At 34.5% G+C, this 16,162-nt stretch carries 19 protein-coding genes and 1 other annotated feature; of the genes, 9 read left to right on the forward strand and 10 right to left on the reverse strand.

What is annotated here, in order from left to right; genetic code table 11:
• Nucleotides 1–391: 391 nt before the first annotated feature.
• Nucleotides 392–1,210, reverse strand: coding sequence for a class I SAM-dependent methyltransferase (locus tag ACODS7_RS16070; RefSeq protein ID WP_098629814.1), 819 nt, complete (start codon nt 1,208–1,210; stop codon nt 392–394).
• Nucleotides 1,211–1,323: 113 nt separating this feature from the next.
• Nucleotides 1,324–1,594: a binding site (T-box leader), on the forward strand.
• A gap of 50 nt (nt 1,595–1,644) precedes the next feature.
• Here ACODS7_RS16070 and metG point away from each other — a divergent pair.
• On the forward strand, nt 1,645–3,279 hold the full coding sequence (gene metG, locus ACODS7_RS16075) for a methionine--tRNA ligase (protein WP_029443546.1): 1,635 nt from the start codon (nt 1,645–1,647) through the stop codon (nt 3,277–3,279).
• A gap of 41 nt (nt 3,280–3,320) precedes the next feature.
• Here metG and ACODS7_RS16080 read toward each other — a convergent pair whose 3' ends face one another.
• The 6 genes from ACODS7_RS16080 to ACODS7_RS16105 all read right to left on the reverse strand — a co-directional run bounded on the left by ACODS7_RS16080 (nt 3,321) and on the right by ACODS7_RS16105 (nt 8,041).
• Nucleotides 3,321–3,575 (reverse strand): hypothetical protein, encoded by a 255-nt coding sequence (locus tag ACODS7_RS16080; protein WP_000154123.1) that lies wholly within the window; start codon nt 3,573–3,575, stop codon nt 3,321–3,323.
• 30 nt (nt 3,576–3,605) lie between these two features.
• Entirely contained in the window at nt 3,606–4,508 is a 903-nt protein-coding gene (locus ACODS7_RS16085; RefSeq protein WP_016079809.1) for an EamA family transporter, read from the reverse strand.
• 141 nt (nt 4,509–4,649) lie between these two features.
• On the reverse strand, nt 4,650–6,092 hold the full coding sequence (locus ACODS7_RS16090) for a sensor histidine kinase (RefSeq protein WP_243168258.1): 1,443 nt from the start codon (nt 6,090–6,092) through the stop codon (nt 4,650–4,652).
• Nucleotides 6,070–6,741 (reverse strand): response regulator transcription factor, encoded by a 672-nt coding sequence (locus ACODS7_RS16095; RefSeq protein WP_243168257.1) that lies wholly within the window; start codon nt 6,739–6,741, stop codon nt 6,070–6,072. Before ACODS7_RS16095 ends, ACODS7_RS16090 begins: the two co-directional genes overlap by 23 nt.
• Before the next feature lie 364 nt (nt 6,742–7,105).
• Nucleotides 7,106–7,567, reverse strand: coding sequence for a L,D-transpeptidase (locus tag ACODS7_RS16100; RefSeq protein WP_000735058.1), 462 nt, complete (start codon nt 7,565–7,567; stop codon nt 7,106–7,108).
• Between the two features lie 30 nt (nt 7,568–7,597).
• Entirely contained in the window at nt 7,598–8,041 is a 444-nt protein-coding gene (locus ACODS7_RS16105) for a DUF3978 family protein (RefSeq protein WP_000388762.1), read from the reverse strand.
• Nucleotides 8,042–8,442: 401 nt separating this feature from the next.
• Between ACODS7_RS16105 and ACODS7_RS16110 the strand changes: the two genes are divergently transcribed.
• Entirely contained in the window at nt 8,443–9,057 is a 615-nt protein-coding gene (locus tag ACODS7_RS16110) for a DedA family protein (protein ID WP_000454754.1), read from the forward strand.
• A gap of 56 nt (nt 9,058–9,113) precedes the next feature.
• Here ACODS7_RS16110 and ACODS7_RS16115 read toward each other — a convergent pair whose 3' ends face one another.
• Nucleotides 9,114–9,905, reverse strand: coding sequence for a hypothetical protein (locus ACODS7_RS16115; protein WP_050844676.1), 792 nt, complete (start codon nt 9,903–9,905; stop codon nt 9,114–9,116).
• 164 nt (nt 9,906–10,069) lie between these two features.
• Between ACODS7_RS16115 and ACODS7_RS16120 the strand changes: the two genes are divergently transcribed.
• The 4 genes from ACODS7_RS16120 (at nt 10,070) to ACODS7_RS16135 (ending at nt 12,320) form a co-directional block, all read left to right on the forward strand.
• Nucleotides 10,070–10,291 carry a helix-turn-helix transcriptional regulator gene (locus ACODS7_RS16120; RefSeq protein ID WP_000776173.1) on the forward strand — a complete coding sequence of 74 codons (222 nt, stop codon included), beginning with the start codon at nt 10,070–10,072 and terminating at the stop codon, nt 10,289–10,291.
• Complete coding sequence (locus ACODS7_RS16125) at nt 10,281–10,988, forward strand: DUF3169 family protein (RefSeq protein WP_224980619.1); 708 nt, start codon at nt 10,281–10,283, stop codon at nt 10,986–10,988. The genes ACODS7_RS16120 and ACODS7_RS16125 overlap by 11 nt, the downstream gene beginning before the upstream one ends.
• Nucleotides 10,989–11,030: 42 nt before the next feature.
• Nucleotides 11,031–12,083 carry a zinc metalloprotease gene (locus ACODS7_RS16130; protein WP_243168264.1) on the forward strand — a complete coding sequence of 351 codons (1,053 nt, stop codon included), beginning with the start codon at nt 11,031–11,033 and terminating at the stop codon, nt 12,081–12,083.
• Between the two features lie 96 nt (nt 12,084–12,179).
• On the forward strand, nt 12,180–12,320 hold the full coding sequence (locus ACODS7_RS16135; RefSeq protein WP_000404758.1) for a DUF3985 family protein: 141 nt from the start codon (nt 12,180–12,182) through the stop codon (nt 12,318–12,320).
• 247 nt (nt 12,321–12,567) lie between these two features.
• Here the strand turns inward: ACODS7_RS16135 and ACODS7_RS16140 are convergent, their stop codons facing one another.
• Both ACODS7_RS16140 and ACODS7_RS16145 read right to left on the reverse strand, forming a co-directional pair.
• Nucleotides 12,568–12,954 carry a DUF3938 domain-containing protein gene (locus tag ACODS7_RS16140; RefSeq protein WP_001077773.1) on the reverse strand — a complete coding sequence of 129 codons (387 nt, stop codon included), beginning with the start codon at nt 12,952–12,954 and terminating at the stop codon, nt 12,568–12,570.
• A 340-nt stretch (nt 12,955–13,294) separates the two neighbouring features.
• Complete coding sequence (locus ACODS7_RS16145; RefSeq protein ID WP_016079813.1) at nt 13,295–14,188, reverse strand: YitT family protein; 894 nt, start codon at nt 14,186–14,188, stop codon at nt 13,295–13,297.
• 277 nt (nt 14,189–14,465) lie between these two features.
• Here ACODS7_RS16145 and ACODS7_RS16150 point away from each other — a divergent pair, with 277 nt between their 5' ends.
• From ACODS7_RS16150 to ACODS7_RS16160, 3 genes are all read left to right on the forward strand, one after another.
• Nucleotides 14,466–14,750, forward strand: coding sequence for a hypothetical protein (locus ACODS7_RS16150; RefSeq protein WP_000394930.1), 285 nt, complete (start codon nt 14,466–14,468; stop codon nt 14,748–14,750).
• Between the two features lie 28 nt (nt 14,751–14,778).
• Nucleotides 14,779–15,561: a membrane protein insertase YidC gene (gene yidC / locus ACODS7_RS16155; protein ID WP_016079814.1), complete on the forward strand. Its 783-nt coding sequence runs from the start codon at nt 14,779–14,781 to the stop codon at nt 15,559–15,561.
• Nucleotides 15,562–15,690: 129 nt separating this feature from the next.
• Nucleotides 15,691–16,162, forward strand: a 472-nt coding sequence (locus ACODS7_RS16160; protein WP_488827073.1) for a hypothetical protein, incomplete at its 3' end; no start/stop codon positions are given.

A 16,162-nucleotide genomic window follows, 5' to 3' on the forward strand; every position in this document is an offset into this window, starting at 1 on the left:
ACTATTTATTATGATTTATAGATATTAAAAACAAAATTAATAAAAACATTATTATGAAGTTATTAATCTGTTCAATGAAAATTATAGCAGATAATGGAAGGGGTCAGATTGGTATTAGAAAAAGTTCTTAAAATGTATACATTTGCATATCATAAAATTCATAAATAAATATTAGAAATGCTATTGAAATTTGAAATAACATCATGTATACTTCTAATTAGTTGATAACGATTATCAATATCAACTAAAACATTACTCTTCGTTATGTTGGTCATACCCCTTTTTGACGACGTAAGTCAGAGACGAAATGTTGAAATATCTTGTGTCCTATTCTACAGAATTATGGTAATCTCCAACCTCAACTTATATGCGTGAGCATGCAAAAAGGATCCTATCCGTGAAGGGATCCTTTTTTGCATGCTGTCGCAATTATTGTATATAGACCAGGGATACGTTCTTCGATTCCTTCTGGTGCAGTAGAAGGGAAGACCCATCTTTGATGAGATCCATGTTCTTCAACTAGTTTTTCAATTTTAAAATGTTCTTCCGCGAGCGTTGTAATAATTTCTCCTAACGTCCAGCGACGGATGGTTGTTTTCGGTAAAGACTCTTTCTGCGCTTCTGTAAGAAGAATACTGTAAGCAACATCATCTTCAATCAATTCTTCATCGAAATAATTTCCGCTTGCTCGAAATGATGGGTGATCTACTCCTAATAGCTTTGTGTATATTGGATGGTAATCGCGAAGGATAAGTATACCACCAGGCTTTAGTAGTTGAGAGATTTTTGTGAAAAGTGGTTTTAAATCTAGAAAGTAATGAAGTACACCAAGCTCCAGCAATACGATATCAAATGATTTTGAGAGATTTACATTTAGTACATCAGAAACGATGTAATGAATAGAAACGCCTGCGGCATCTGCAAGTTCATTTGCATATTTTGCATTACTCGCTGAAATATCAACAACTGTTACGTCAGAGCCTAAAATGGCGAGAGCAACAGCTTTATTTCCTTTTGAGCCGAGTAAATTAATAATACATTTTCCTTTTGGAGATTGTATGTAAGGTAAATAATGTGCTACTTCGCGTGTGGGATCTTCCATGATTTTTTTCGCATAATCCTCCGGTGCCCCATGGCGATTCGTCCAAGTTTCATAAGCAGCTGTATTCCAGCTTTTTTCATTTATAGTGCTTAGTTGTTTTTGGTTCAATGTTATCACTCCTTTTGTGAACGTATAGGTATTCGGCGGGAGGATGGGATTTCCTGTTTTTTTGATTTAAAGTTTGATTTTTCTGTTAGTTAGTCGTAAAATACGTGTTATACGTAAAAGCGTTGAAAAGGAAAAGTAGAATGAAAATATTCTTTCCAGAGAGCTTCGGTAGCTGAAAAGAAGCAAGAATATTCATTTGAACAATGGCCTTTGAGCTTCGTCCTGAACTTATCAAATGATAATAGTAGGCGGCGACGAGAGTTGGTACTCGTTATCAAAACCACAGTATAAGAGCATAGAGCTCCGTACTTGTTAAGGCTAATTATGTGAGTAATTGGCGAAATAAGGTGGTACCGCGACTGTTTATACAGCCCCGCCCTTATCTTTTTTAAGATAGGGGTGGGGCTTTTTATATTTTAAAGGAGGAATGTAAGATGAGTATTTTTATTGGAGGCGCTTGGCCGTATGCAAATGGTTCGTTACACCTTGGCCATATTGCGAGTTTATTACCTGGAGATATTTTAGCGCGTTATTACAGGGCAAAAGGTGAGAATGTGCTGTATGTTTCAGGGAGTGACTGCAATGGAACACCGATTGCAATTAGAGCAAAACAAGAAGGTGTGACAGCGAAAGAAATTGCTAATAAGTATCATGAAGAATTTCAGCGATGTTTTCGTGATCTCGGTTTTACGTATGATTGCTATACACGTACCGATAGCGAGCATCATCATGAAACTGTTCAAAAAGTTTTTTTACGTTTATTAGAAGAGGGCTATATTTATAAAAAAACAGTGGAACAAGCGTATTGTGAAACGTGTACGCAGTTTTTACCGGATCGTTATGTAGAAGGAATATGTCCACATTGCCATGAAGCAGCAAGAGGAGATCAATGCGATGCTTGTTCTGCTATTTTAGATCCTCTTGATTTGTTAGAAAAGAAATGTAAGTTATGTGGTAGTACGCCATCTGTAGAGGAAACAGAGCATTTCTATTTTGCATTGCATACATTTCAGGAGCAAATTAAACAAGCTGTAGAAATCGCAAAAGAAAAAGGAACATGGCGTGATAATGCAATTCAATTAACGGAAAGATATGTAAAGGAAGGGTTACAAGATAGGGCTGTATCAAGAGATTTACCAATCGGGGTACCAATTCCAGTGAAAGGGTATGAAGATAAGAAAATTTACGTATGGATAGAAGCAGTGGCAGGATATTATTCAGCGAGTAAACATTGGGCTGAAGAAACAGGAAAAGATGATCATGAGTTTTGGAATAGTGATGCGCAAACATATTATGTACACGGCAAGGATAATATTCCATTTCACTCCATCATTTGGCCAGCGGTTTTACTTGGAATAGGAGAGGAAGCAATCCCGCGTCATATCGTTTCGAATGAGTATTTAACAGTAGAGAAAAGAAAGTTATCTACAAGTAAAAATTGGGCAGTATGGGTACCTGACATATTAGAACGTTACAATCCAGATTCTATCCGTTACTTTTTAACAGTAAATGCACCAGAAAATCGTGACACTGATTTTTCATGGCGTGAATTTATTTACAGTCATAATAGTGAATTGTTAGGAGCATATGGAAACTTCGTGAACCGCACATTAAAGTTTATTGAAAAATATTATGATGGCACTGTACCAAAGGTGACTATTAATATAGAGCTGAAAGATAAAGTAGAAGGATTATATAAAAATGTAGGAGAGGCGATTGAGCAAACTAAATTTAAGGTGGCGTTAGAGACAATATTTGATGCAGTACGTTTTGCAAATAAATATTTTGATGAAAAGCAGCCGTGGAAACAAAGAGAAGATGATCCAGTTTCATGTGAAGAAACGATTTATAACTGTGTTTATCTTATTGCTAATTTTGCAAATCTCCTTGAACCATTTTTACCATTTTCAAGTGAAAGAGTTCGAAATACATTGTCGATTGTTAAACGAAATTGGGAACCTCAAAATACGTTGCCGAATAGAATTGATAGCGTACAGCCATTATTTGAACGAATTGATGTAAAACAAATTGAGCATGAGATAGAGAAGTTATATGGAGCGGTAAAATGAGAGATAACAAAAGACCTTTCAAGTAAATGAAAGGTCTTTTGTTATGCAGTATGATTCTCTTTCTTATCTTTCAAAAAGAAAAGTACAGCAAGGATTACAAGAATAATAGCTGCAATATCATACGTTATTTTAAATGTAGTATTAAAGTTTAAGTACTCTACGAAAGGAGTTTTCACTGCTCCTGCATATATACAAACGGGAATGAGAAGTAAATCGTAAAATTTCTTTTCTTTCATATATCTTATTAGGAAGAAGATGCACATAATAGCAAAAAATATGATGCTTAAAATAGTCATTTATACCTCCAGATAAATTCTGCATTTTTTTCAAGCGCTATGCACGCGATTATGTTTCCTTTCTTTTCTAGCTGTAAGCAGCTGAGGAGTGAAAATCCCAATCAATATAAAAACAATCCCAATCCACTGCATGAATGTTACGACTTCATGTACAAGTGTAATAGAAGCGATAATAGCAGTTGGTAATTCAGCTGCACCTAATATTGTACCGAGTCCTGTTCCAACCTTTGGTACACCGATTGAAAAACAAATGACAGGTACAACAACGCCGAATAATCCGAGGAAGAAAGCATATTTCCATAAACCGGCTTGCAGGGCACCATCTGTTAAAAAGGTCGGCGGGAAGAATAGGCATACGATAAGAGTCGCACTTGTTGTCATAAGAAAGCTTTTCGTATAAGGGGGAACATCTGTAGCAACGCGTCCGCTTGCAAAAACATAGAATGAAAAAGAGACAGCAGCTAATAGTCCAAAGGTAATCCCTTTCGTAGAAAAACTTTGTCCGAGGCCTTCAAATACACCACCTGCAAACAATGTACCAGCAAATAAAATAAGGATAGATATGATCTTATCGCGGCTTGGAAATGTTCGATTTGCAATTGCTTCGATAATGACACCAATCCAAGTGAACTGAAAGAGTAGGACGACAGCGATAGATGCGGGTAGTTCTTCTACAGAAATAGCGTAGAAAATCCCAGTCATACTCATTGTTGTTCCGACGGTTAGTAATGAAAAGAATTGTTTTTTTGTTACTTTATGACGTGAAAAGAAAAGAACGAGTAGAAATAGTCCAATCCATCCGAAGACATATTGTCCCCCTAGTAGTTGATGTGCTGAAAATCCACTTAGGAATCCGAGTTTGAAAATAGTTGAAAGTATGCCGTAGCTGCAAGCACCGAATAAAACGAGCAATGAATATTTAAACTTATCCATGAAAAATCCTCCTTTTAAGTAATAAAAAACGCCCGCTATCCAAATAAGGATAACGGGCGAACGAAACAGAGTAAGACACTCTACAAAATTCCGCCACTCACACATGAAGTATGAGTTTGGGGTATGTAATTATAGCGAATGTTACATTGCTTTTGGGAATACAATAGAGCATTTTACACCTTGAGCTGTGTTTTGTATCCCGTAAGGAAACTGATGTTTATCTAATATTTGTTTCACGATATATAATCCAAGACCACTACCTTGTACTAAACCGTGTTTATCAGGGTTTGCGCGATAGAAAGGCTCAAATAAATGAGCAAGTTTATCTTCATCAATTTGTGAACCTGTATTTAATACTTCTAATGCGTAACCGTTTGGTTTTTCATAAAGCTTTATATATACGTGCTGATGGTCAATTGTATAATGAATTGCATTTGAAATAATGTTAAAGATAGCAGTTTGAATAAATTTAGGATCAGCTAAAATTTGTACGTCGTGTTTAATATTAGATTGTACATTTAATTGTTTTACAGATACAAAGTAATCTACTTTCTTCATAACATCCTCAATAATATTAGATAAAGAAATGACTTCTAAATTCGGTTTAAATTGAGGGTTTTGTATTTTGGATAATTCCGACATTTTTTCCGTTAATATGTTAATGTCTTGCATCATCTCGTAGGAACGTTTCAAATACTTATCTCTATCTTTATAAGCTCCAATTCCGTGAATCATGCCATCTAGTTGTCCCATAACGGCTGCGATTGGTGTTTTTAATTCATGGGATACCATAGACATAAATTCTTTACGAAATTGTTCTAATTGTTGTTCCTTCTTGAGCTCATTTCTTAAATCTTGATTGCTTTCATGTAAATTCTTCACAATATTTGGTACTTGTGAAGCGGCTACTGACAAATTAAAATCTGTTTGATCTGAATTTTTGTTAAGGAGCTTTTTATCTGAGAAATCAAGATTCATAATATCTTTTAAAGCATCGCTCATATATTGAAAAGGTTTAGCAATTAGTTTTGCGTACATTAAAGATCCGAGTAGAGATAATGCAAGCATTGTCGCGCCAACCTGTGGAGCTAACTGCTGCAACGCATCTGCTAACTTTGGATTATCATTTGTATCATTTGTTTTACTTGCTGCATTTTGTGTATGTAAGGCATCATTATTAGCGGCTTTCTTTTCTGCTTCTGTAAGCTGATTAGAAGTGCTATTTTTCCCCGAAAGGTTTTGTGTATGTTCTTTTGCTTTTGCAGTTTGGCTAGGCTGCAAAAGGTGATTGATAGCTGTAGAAAGAGATTTATAATCTACAATAGAAGATTGGAAATTAGAAATGTTCCCTTCTGACACAGCTTTATCTTGATTCGTTTTACTTTGATCGTTTTGCTTATCTGAATCCGCCTGTTCTGTAGTCGGCGTTCCATTTTCTTTCGCAAAACGTTCTTTATCGTAGTTTGAAGCTAGAAAGTAAATAATTTGATAAAGACAAAGTGATAAAAGAATACAAAATAATAAGGTTTTGATGAAAATATTTTTGGTGATGTTGTCTTTACTACGATTCGATTTTGTAGCCAATACCTTTCACCGTTTTAATATAAGTAATTCCTAATTTTTTTCTTAAGTTTTTAATATGTGTATCTATAACTCTTACATCACCATAATGTTCATAGCCCCATACCTTATTCAACAAATCACTTCTTGATAATACTTTTCCTCGATTTTGCAGTAAAGTATAAATAATTTCAAATTCTTTTGTTGTCAATTCAATTTGATTACCATGAACATAAGCTGCATATGCTGTAGAGTTTAACATCAATTCATGGAATTGTAGTATAGTTGCAGCTTCTGCTTCTGCTTCCTTCGTTGCTGCTCTTCTTAATACAGCCTCTACACGCTTAATAAATACAGTGTAATGGAACGGTTTCGTAATATAGTCATCAATACCTAACTCAAATCCTTTAATTTCACTTTCTTCATTATGTAAGCCTGTTAACATAATGATTGGTACATCAGATTGTCCTCGCATAATTTTACAAATACTATAGCCATCTATATCTGGTAACATTACATCGAGGAGGACAAGATCATATGAATTTTTTTGGAAAAGAAGAATACCTTCTGTTCCAGCACCAACTACATCAACGGTAAAGTTTTGTGCCATTAGAAATTCACGAATAAGTTCTTGTATATCTGGGTTGTCTTCAATCACCAGTATATGCGTCATAGTAACACCTCCTAAATAACGCTTTTTACTGCAATATTCGAATTCATCATTTTTCGAGTGACTCAGATTGTTTATACATATAATAAGCCCCCGCTATAAAATAATCATGAAGGTAGCAAGGGGAATAGTTTAGTGTTACTGAATAGTTCAGAATTACAGTAGTTCTATTATAGTATGTATTATAAAATTTATAAAATATTATAACTGTATAATTTTAATATCTACGTTTATCAATGTTTAGATATTAGCTAATCAAATCTATTCCTATTATATATGTAAATACAGTTGTTTTGCTACTGTAAATGAATAAATAAAATAAGCCAAGACATAAAATTCTTGGCTACACATAAATCTTGTTTTTAGGCTATTTTACAGTGACAGTAGCTTGCTGCTGAACGCGCTCAAATAACCAGTGTATATCATTATTATACATACGAATACAACCAAGTGTTGTCCATTTGCCGATTGCTTGATTATTGTTAGTTCCGTGAATCGCATAAGTTGTTCCGTAAGTTCCTGCCATATTTAATCCAAGCCAACGGTCACCAAGTGGATTACGTGGATCGCCGCCTTTAATTTTGCCTGTATAATAAGGGCGGTTTTTAATTTTATTTACGATTTGAAAAGTGCCTTTAGGTGTAGGCGTTGCAGCTTTTCCAGTAGCGACAGTAAAACTTTTTATAAATTTTCCATCTTGATAATAATCCATTTTATTTAACTGAGTGTCTACGATTAATTGATCTTTCGTTGTAGCAGCCTCTGCGCTAGCGAATGGAAGAGTTAAAAATCCTAATGATAATAGTGCGCTTAATAATAATTTTTTCATTGTTATTCTCCTTTTACTATCGTAATAGTCTTACATACAATGAAGTTGTAATCCTCGTAATGCTTTATTTACATTTTCATCTAATGTTTCAAAGAATGTAGTGATTTTGCTGTTGTGTTTGTTGTTTTTATCAATAAGTAATCTTTCGTTTAATAAAAGCTCACCACGTAGTCCAAAACTTTGAACTTGAATATTTAGCTCATCTTCATTTTCAGAAATAATTGGTAAGAAATAGTGAAAAGCTTTCGTTGGAATGATGTAGCTTTTGCCAATCATGCTTTCTTGGTTTGAGTTAGTCCATTTTTTCGTGACAATTTTAATATTCTTTTTTGAAACGATAAAAGATAGTGTTGTAGATTTTGTTAAACTTACGTCAAATTCACTTGTTTCACATATGTGTAAATTAAAAACGGTTTCATTTTGATGAGATTCAACATTTGTATTAATAAAATCGTGCATTTTATATGCTTCCATTTCGTATTCACCCTTTTTTCAATTTCGAAAAACGACTTATATTTATTCAAATTAATGCTTAGTCATATATTAGTTAAATTTTTCAACAAATTCCGATATAATCTTACAATACGTATATGAAGCTAATATGAAGTTAGCATGAGTTTGTGGTGGTTTTTTATTGAGAACAAAATAAGAAAGGTTTTTCAGTGTTAAAAAATGGATAAAATTTGCATATTATTAATGCGTCTTTTTGTTATTTCGACTTAAAAAATGCTTTTAGCTACTTAATAAAGAACGGAAATCATTAGTGTGACCCTTACAAAAATGTAATAAAAATGTAAGCTATTGTGATAGTTATTTCGACAATTTTTTTATACAATAATAGTAAGAAGTTGTACGTGATTGAAAGGAGAGATGACATGGAATGGATTCATGAATTATTTCAGCAATACGGGTACTATGTTGTACTTGTAGGTTTGCTGTTAGAATATATTGCACTTCCGTTTCCGGGAGAGCCAACGTTAGCATATGCGGGATTTTTAGCACATAAGGGTGATTTAAGTTTACCGATTTTAATTATTCTATCCTTTATTGGGACAAGTGTAGGAATGACGATTCAATACTTTTTAGGAAATAAATTAGGTATGCCTTTCATTCAAAAGTATGGGAAATACGTATTTTTAACACAAAGAAAAATTGACTTAACGAGAATGTGGTTTGATAAGTATGGGTACTTCTTAATTTTTATTGGTTTCTTTATTCCTGGTGTACGTCATTTCACAGGATACTTTGCAGGAATTATTAATTTACCATTCCGTCGTTTTGCCATTACAATTTATTCAGGCGCTCTATTTTGGGTATCATTCTTCTTAATCGGTGGTTACTGGTTAGGTGGAAACTTACATGATATCTTTGGAGTGCTAGAAGGTCATATCGGTAAAATCATTTTTGGAGTTATTGTGATTGTAGCGGTTACGTTAGGTATTCGTTTCCGTAAGCAGTTAAAACGAGTATTACTACAAAACGCAAGCTAATATGAAATCCATTCTATGTCAGAATTTAGGAAGGCAGTGCAAAAGCACTGCCTTTTTTATTTTATGTTCCAATTTATTTTTAACTTTCCTTTTAGCTGATTTCCGCTAACTATAATGTAATAAGTTCCTGTCTTAATTGCTGCGAAATGATATGTATTAGGGCCAGTTGGGGCTAAATAATTTTCTTCCTCTTGAAACTCACTGGCCATTTTTACTTCTTCCATGTAGCCATCCGGATTTTCAGCTCGTGATTCAATGGTAAATTCTAATATGTCACCTCGTCTTAGCTCAATGGGGACTCTATGTTCACCGCTAAAATGTTGAAAAGATGCTTCGAAAGAGTTTTCTGTTTTTGTTTCGATCCATTGTTCTTTTGATGTTCCAACCTTTTCTAAATCGATAAAGTTGATTGTGATAAATATAATAAGCATAATGCCTGGCACGACATATTGTATCCACTTAAATTTTGTTGCTATAACTGTACATAGGTAGAAAAAAAGAGAACACAATGCTCCAATTGATCCGAGAAACAAGAACTGTATTAGACTAGCTTCTTTAAATATTAGGAATGGAAGAGAAAATAAATAGCCGCAAAAAATATAAAGGCATAATGTCTTCAGTCTTGTATGTGTTTTTAATTTCAATTTATCGATGCAAATAGAACAAAAAATTGCATATGCCGCAAGAATAGGAACGAAGGGAACATATAGTAGTTCTCGTAATCCAGCTAAGAAACTATATAATGTCTGTTGATTAGTTGTTAAGAGAAGCATACTAATAAGTAATAATAACAAGAAAGTCGCTGTAAGCTTAGTAAGAATATAGGGAAAAGTAGATATTTTATTCATATGTCACTTCCTTTGTTTAATATTTCACATTCATTATATAGGTTATTTCCAACATAATACATCTTTATAATTGTCAATTATTAACGTCAAAATGACAATTATAATTGACAAGTATAAGGATATTATTTACAATTTTAATTAAATAAATGAAAAAGAGGGAAGACATGAAGCTTCAAAATCGAGTGAGGGAATTGCGAGCAAAGCATCGTTTATCACAAGGGGATTTAGGAAAAGTGATTGGATCATCACGGCAAACGATTAGTTTAATTGAGCGTGGGGATTATGCACCATCTATTGTATTGTCGTTAAAAATCGCACAAATTTTCAATGTACCAGTGGAGGAAATATTTACGTTAGTAGAGGGGGAAGAGGACGATGAAGAGTAAGCGAAAAAAACAATTTGATTCTGTGGGGAAAATAGCAGTAAGTATGATGGGTGGCTTTTTAACGTCTTATATAGCTTTAAATTTACTCTCGGATGAACCGAGAAAATTATCATCTAATACATTTATAGGTATATGTATTATTTTTGGAATCTTAATGATGTACTATACTTGGAAGAATACACGTATGTTAGCAGAGGCACGCGATGAAGAAGAGAGCGTACAAGGTAGGAAATTAGGCATTATAAGTATATATTTACGTGTAGGTGATATAGTTACGCAGGCATGGTTTGTATATGCAGTTATTACATGTAGACGTGCATTGTTGCAGGATACAAATGTTTCATTTGCGGTGTGGAATTTAGTAGTTTCTATTCTTTGTTTAACTACTGTAGTAATTATCGGACTCATAACAAAAAATCGTTATAACAAGCTATATCCTGAACAAGGTGTAACGTATATGGAATCTATGAAAATGTGGACGAAAAACGCAGATGAAGGATTAAAGCACATTGTGCATGAGGCTGGATATAAAGCGTATGAATTTACGAATACAATATTGGCATATGTATGGTGGGCGGCCGTTATATATACAGCGGCTAGTGATATCGATTTTGTGTTAATTGGTTTAATCTCATTTATTTGGATATTGCATCTCGGAAAATTCATGTACGAAATGCAGAGAAAAATGATTTATTAAGGGGAGAAAAAGGTGGATATTTTAAGAAGGCCAGCTGGTTCCATGACGGCGGCGTTAGTTTTGTCCATTTTATACGTAGTAATTCGAACTGAGAAATTAGAAGTAATTTTGAACCTATGGGCAATAGTTGGAATTTCATGGTTAGTGTTAGCCATTCATGAGCTAGGACATGTAGTATTTGGTGTAATAGGTGGTTTGACATTTAAATTTATGACAGTAGGACCTATTACTATTCAAAAAGAAAAGGGGAAATTACGCATTCGAGAAAATAAATTATGGGCGTACTTTGGAGGCGTTGCAACACTAGTACCACCTTCTATAGAGACACCGAATCTTTCGAAAAAGTGGGCGTGGCTCACTTTAGGTGGACCGATTACGAGTTTACTATTTGGTATTACTTCCGGTTACATATACATGGTGAGTTATTATCAATATCTTTTATATTTTTCCTTTTTCCATTTTGCAATCTTTGCGGTTACAATTGTGCCGATAAAAGGAATGCTTATGAGTGATGGGATGCAATTTCTTATTTTAATTAAAGATGATGAAAGAGCTAGAAATCACTTATATGAGATTCAAATATCGAGTGAGTTATTTAGTTATAAAAGACCGAAAGATTGGGATGAAAGATTAGTAGAATTGAGTGAGGAGAAAATAAAAGAGAATAAAGGGATAAGAGAGATAATGAGTAGACTTATGCTCGTCTTTTTTGCTCGTGCAGATCAAGAGGGAATGGAAAGAGCGATACCGTATATAGAACGAATTGTTCAACTACCTGTAACGAAAGAAAATAAGTTTTTCGTTAGTAGTTTTCATAGTTGGTATCTTTTATATAAAGCCCTTTATCAGATGGATAGTCTTTCTTTGCAAGAAGCAAAGGAACATGCAAAGGCTATTACAAAAATGGACCTAAGTGGATATTACCGTACACAAGGAATTATTAAATATGTAGAGGGCAATATGGAAGCGTCCCGTACTTATATGAAGAAAGCTGATCAAGAATTAAAGAGCGCCGAGAAGAGTGAGATGGGATATTTACAATTAGAAAGAGAATGGTTTAAGCAGCTGAAAGAGAGGGTATCTTACGATGGGTGAGGTATCCTCTTTTTTATATGTCATCTTATGCCGTTCCATAAACAGCCTAGGGCGAGTAAAATGAGATAAGAAGAGCAAAGCTTGGAGGAAGTAAATATGGAAATTTTATCAATTATTTTGATAGTCTTGCTCATTTATGTTGTTTTTAAAGTAGCATATGTAGCATTAAAGATACTCGCGATCCTATTAATTATCTTTTTAATCGTAGAGTTCGGCAGTAAGTTGCTTGGGGGCTAGGGTATGTTGTGCGTTTTGAGTGTCGAAGAATGTCGGTAAATCGATATCTTGTGTCGAAGCGTCGATATAATGAAAAAATCGTTGATATAAGTGGAGAAACGATCGATATATTTGAAAAATCGTTGATATATTTTAGTGAATACGAAGTGGGGTATGTGGAAAAGAAGTTGCCGTGAGGGTAACTTCTTTTTATCGTGATGCGGGGTATGCAAACCAATCAAAAAAAGCTGGAAGAGTACCTTCCAGCTTAAGAGTTACTTTCAATTTGGCGACCGCTATCCTCTTCATTGTCTTGTAATAGGTTGAATACGTCTGCTAGGCAGAATGCAATGAACCAAGTCCATAGACCGTGGAAGAAAGCTGAGCTTAATTGAAGTGGTAATGTATAGTTTGTCATTGAGTAGGAAATACATCCACCAACGATTCCGATCATTGTTAATAACATTGTTTTTTGAGCATTTTCTTCTGGATTGAAGAGGAAGTAAATGTATCCACCTAAAATTGAAGCGCTTACAAGCGTTTCGATTCCATTAAAAATGATATTCTCTCCAAGCTGAGTGTTTGTCCAGAAGCAGATTGTTCCGCCGATAATAGCAAACAGGACAGCTATTGTATATCGTATATATTGATTCATATGTTCATCTCCTTATGTAATAAGATGATTTGGAAGTCAAAAAGGTAGGTATAGTATATTGAAGTGAGTTTTAATTGTACGTATCTTTTTATAAAAAGATCATTGAAGAGTAACTAAGATGATCGGTTGTTTAAACCGTTACGTGTATGGTGTCTGAAATATACCCGACTGCTCGTTTCTTTTTGCTTGTAAAATAAGAGAAACTTCCAAGTCTATATACTCTTTTTTTGTGAGTCTGCTTTCATTATAACACATTTAAGGACATAATAATAGAATTATCTGATTTTGTAATAAGTGTAAAAAATAAAAAGCGCAAGGAACACTAGCTCCTTGCGCCTTTTTATATGCGTTTGAAACGGCCGACAATTTCAACTGTTTCAGTAATGTTCATAAATGCTTTGTTATCCACTTGGCGGATAATACGTTTCATTTCGCCTAACTCATAGCGAGTCACGACAGTGTAAATCATTTTTTTCTTATGGTTTGTATAGCCGCCGACAGCGTCTACCATTGTCACCCCGCGTATGCCGTGATGTAGTAGTGCGCTTTTTATTTCCTCACCTTTTTCTGTAACTGTCATTATCGTTAATTTAATATGTTTCGTGTGCACAGCATCGATAACTTTGCTGACTACAAACCGGCTAATTAACGTATAAAGTGTAATATCCCATCCGAAAATAAAACCTGCTGCAACAAGTAAGATTAAGTTGAATACAAAGATGATTGCTCCAATTGAAATATCTCGATGTTTCGCTACAATCAATCCAACAACATCAAAGCCACCTGTTGAAGAAGCAAATCGGAATATGATTCCGGAAGCTGCTCCGCAGATTACACCACCGAATACAGAAGATAGTAAAATATCGTCTGAAACCTGGTGTACAGGGATAATGTTCATCGCTAACGATGATACAGCTACAAAGTAAGCTGTTAAAAAGGTTGTCTTCTTGCCTAAGTAAAAGTGACTTAAAATAAGAAGAGGAATGTTTAGTAAAAAGATAAGTGCACCGATATTGTAGTGCATTAAATAACCGATAATCATCCCTACACCAGCGAATCCACCGCTAATCATGTTATGCGGGATAAAAAACATATTCATAGAAATTGCATACAAAATAGAAGCTATAAAAATAACAACCAACTGTATCATAAATTCTAAGTGAAATGTTTTAGCTGCTGGGAAGGATAAAAAGGCGGTGTCGGGAACGTAATCGGCGTCTCCTAGTTGACCCATAGTATGTTTCATCTCCATATTCATTTTTGATTACAAGAAGAGAATAAAGGTTTTTTCAAAAACTGGCAATAGTTTTATTATAATGCAAAAATTTTATAAATTTCTAATAAATCAAGCCTATTCATTGATGTGTGTGAATATACTAAAGAAAGCGAATACAACGTTTCTTAATTATTGTTTTCTTGAGAAAATATGCAAAATACTTTTTTTGAAAATAAAAGGAAATAGAGAATGTTTGTTGAATGTGCTAAAATGACCTTATTAAGGATGTGAAGCGATGGAATTTTTATTGCAGGATGCAATTCTATATATATCGTTTGTAACGACGGCACTTTGTTTATTAGAAGTTTTCTTCCTTGCTAATGTTTCTCGCTTTGTGCGTCAACAAGCATCAAGCGGTAGACAAAGAGCTTTTGCGCTAGTTGATACATGTGAAGATAGTGCGGGAAATGTACCGCTATTTTCTATTTTTTATAAATATGGAATGATTCGTTCTGTACGCAGACAAGAATCAAGTGAAGAGAATGACGAGGTCGGTCCGTATACACCAATGTTTCGCTAAATAATTACGAAACATTGGAGGAATGAACATGTTAAAATCATACCGAGCTGTGCTCGTTAGTTTATCATTATTACTTGTTTTTGTTTTATCTGGTTGCAGTAATGCAGCCCCAATTGATGCACATAGTACTGGGATTTGGGATCATTATTTTGTATATCCAATCTCGTATATGATTCAATTTGTTGCTCATCATATACCTGGAGCTAGCTTTGGGATTGCTATCATTATTATGACGCTCGTTATTCGTTCAGCAATGATTCCATTAGCTGTTTCGCAATATCGCAGCCAAGCGAAAATGAAGAAAATGCAACCTGAATTGCAGAAGCTAAAGAAAAAATACGGTGATGTAAGCAAAGACCTTGAAAAACAAAAGCAGTACCAAAAAGAAATGTCAGAACTAATGAAATCAGGCGGTTGGAATCCACTTGCTGGTTGTTGGCCAATTTTTATACAAATGCCGATTTTCTCTGCTTTGTATTATGCGATTAGCAGAACGGAAGAGATTCGCACATCTTCGTTTTTATGGGTGAACCTAGGACATGCAGATCCATATCATATATTACCGATTATTGCAGCGTTAACGACATTTATTCAAATGAAAGTTTTCCAATCGAATATTACACCTGGAGAACAAGTACAGATGCTAAAGATGCAGCAAATTATGATGCCGGCAATGATTCTATTTATGGGGTTTGCGGCGCCATCAGGACTTGTGTTGTACTGGATAACAGGTAACTTATTTACAATGACACAAACAATTGTATTAAGAAAAATAATGGAACGTGAAGAGTTACAATTACAAAAAGCATAGAGAAACACCGCTCATTACGAGCGGTGTTTTTTATTTGCATCGTTAAGGAAATTTTAAGAAACCAACATTACTATTGGCATTGTATACGAAAGTGTACATGCTTTAGAAATATGAAGGAGGAAATTTCCTATGAAGAAGAAAACAGTTGGGTATTTAGCAATTGCAGGTGCTTTATCATTCGGAATCATTGGAGGAGTCGGTATTCCGGCATTCGCGGCAACGAATACTCCAGCAGTGGATCAGCCTGCAAAAACGGCGAAAAAGGATTTAGATGACGCTACAAAACAAAAAGTAAAAACAATTATGGACGATACAAAGAAACAGTTAGAGGAAATAGGTGTAAAGCTTCCGGAGAAAGAGAAGCGTAAAGACATGTTTGTAGGATTAGATGAACAGGCGAAAGCAAAAGCGAAGTCAATTTTAGAGCAAGAGAAATCCGGCAAACTAACACGTGAACAAGCAAAAGAGGAATTAACAAAGTTAGGCGTAAAAATGCCGGAGAAAGGTAAGCGTGGAGACATGTTTGCTAACTTAGATGAACAGGCGAAAGAGAAAGCGAAGTCAATTTTAGAGCAAAAGAAATCTGGAAAATTAACGCATG

Source organism: Bacillus sp. FG16 (genome assembly GCF_057809515.1).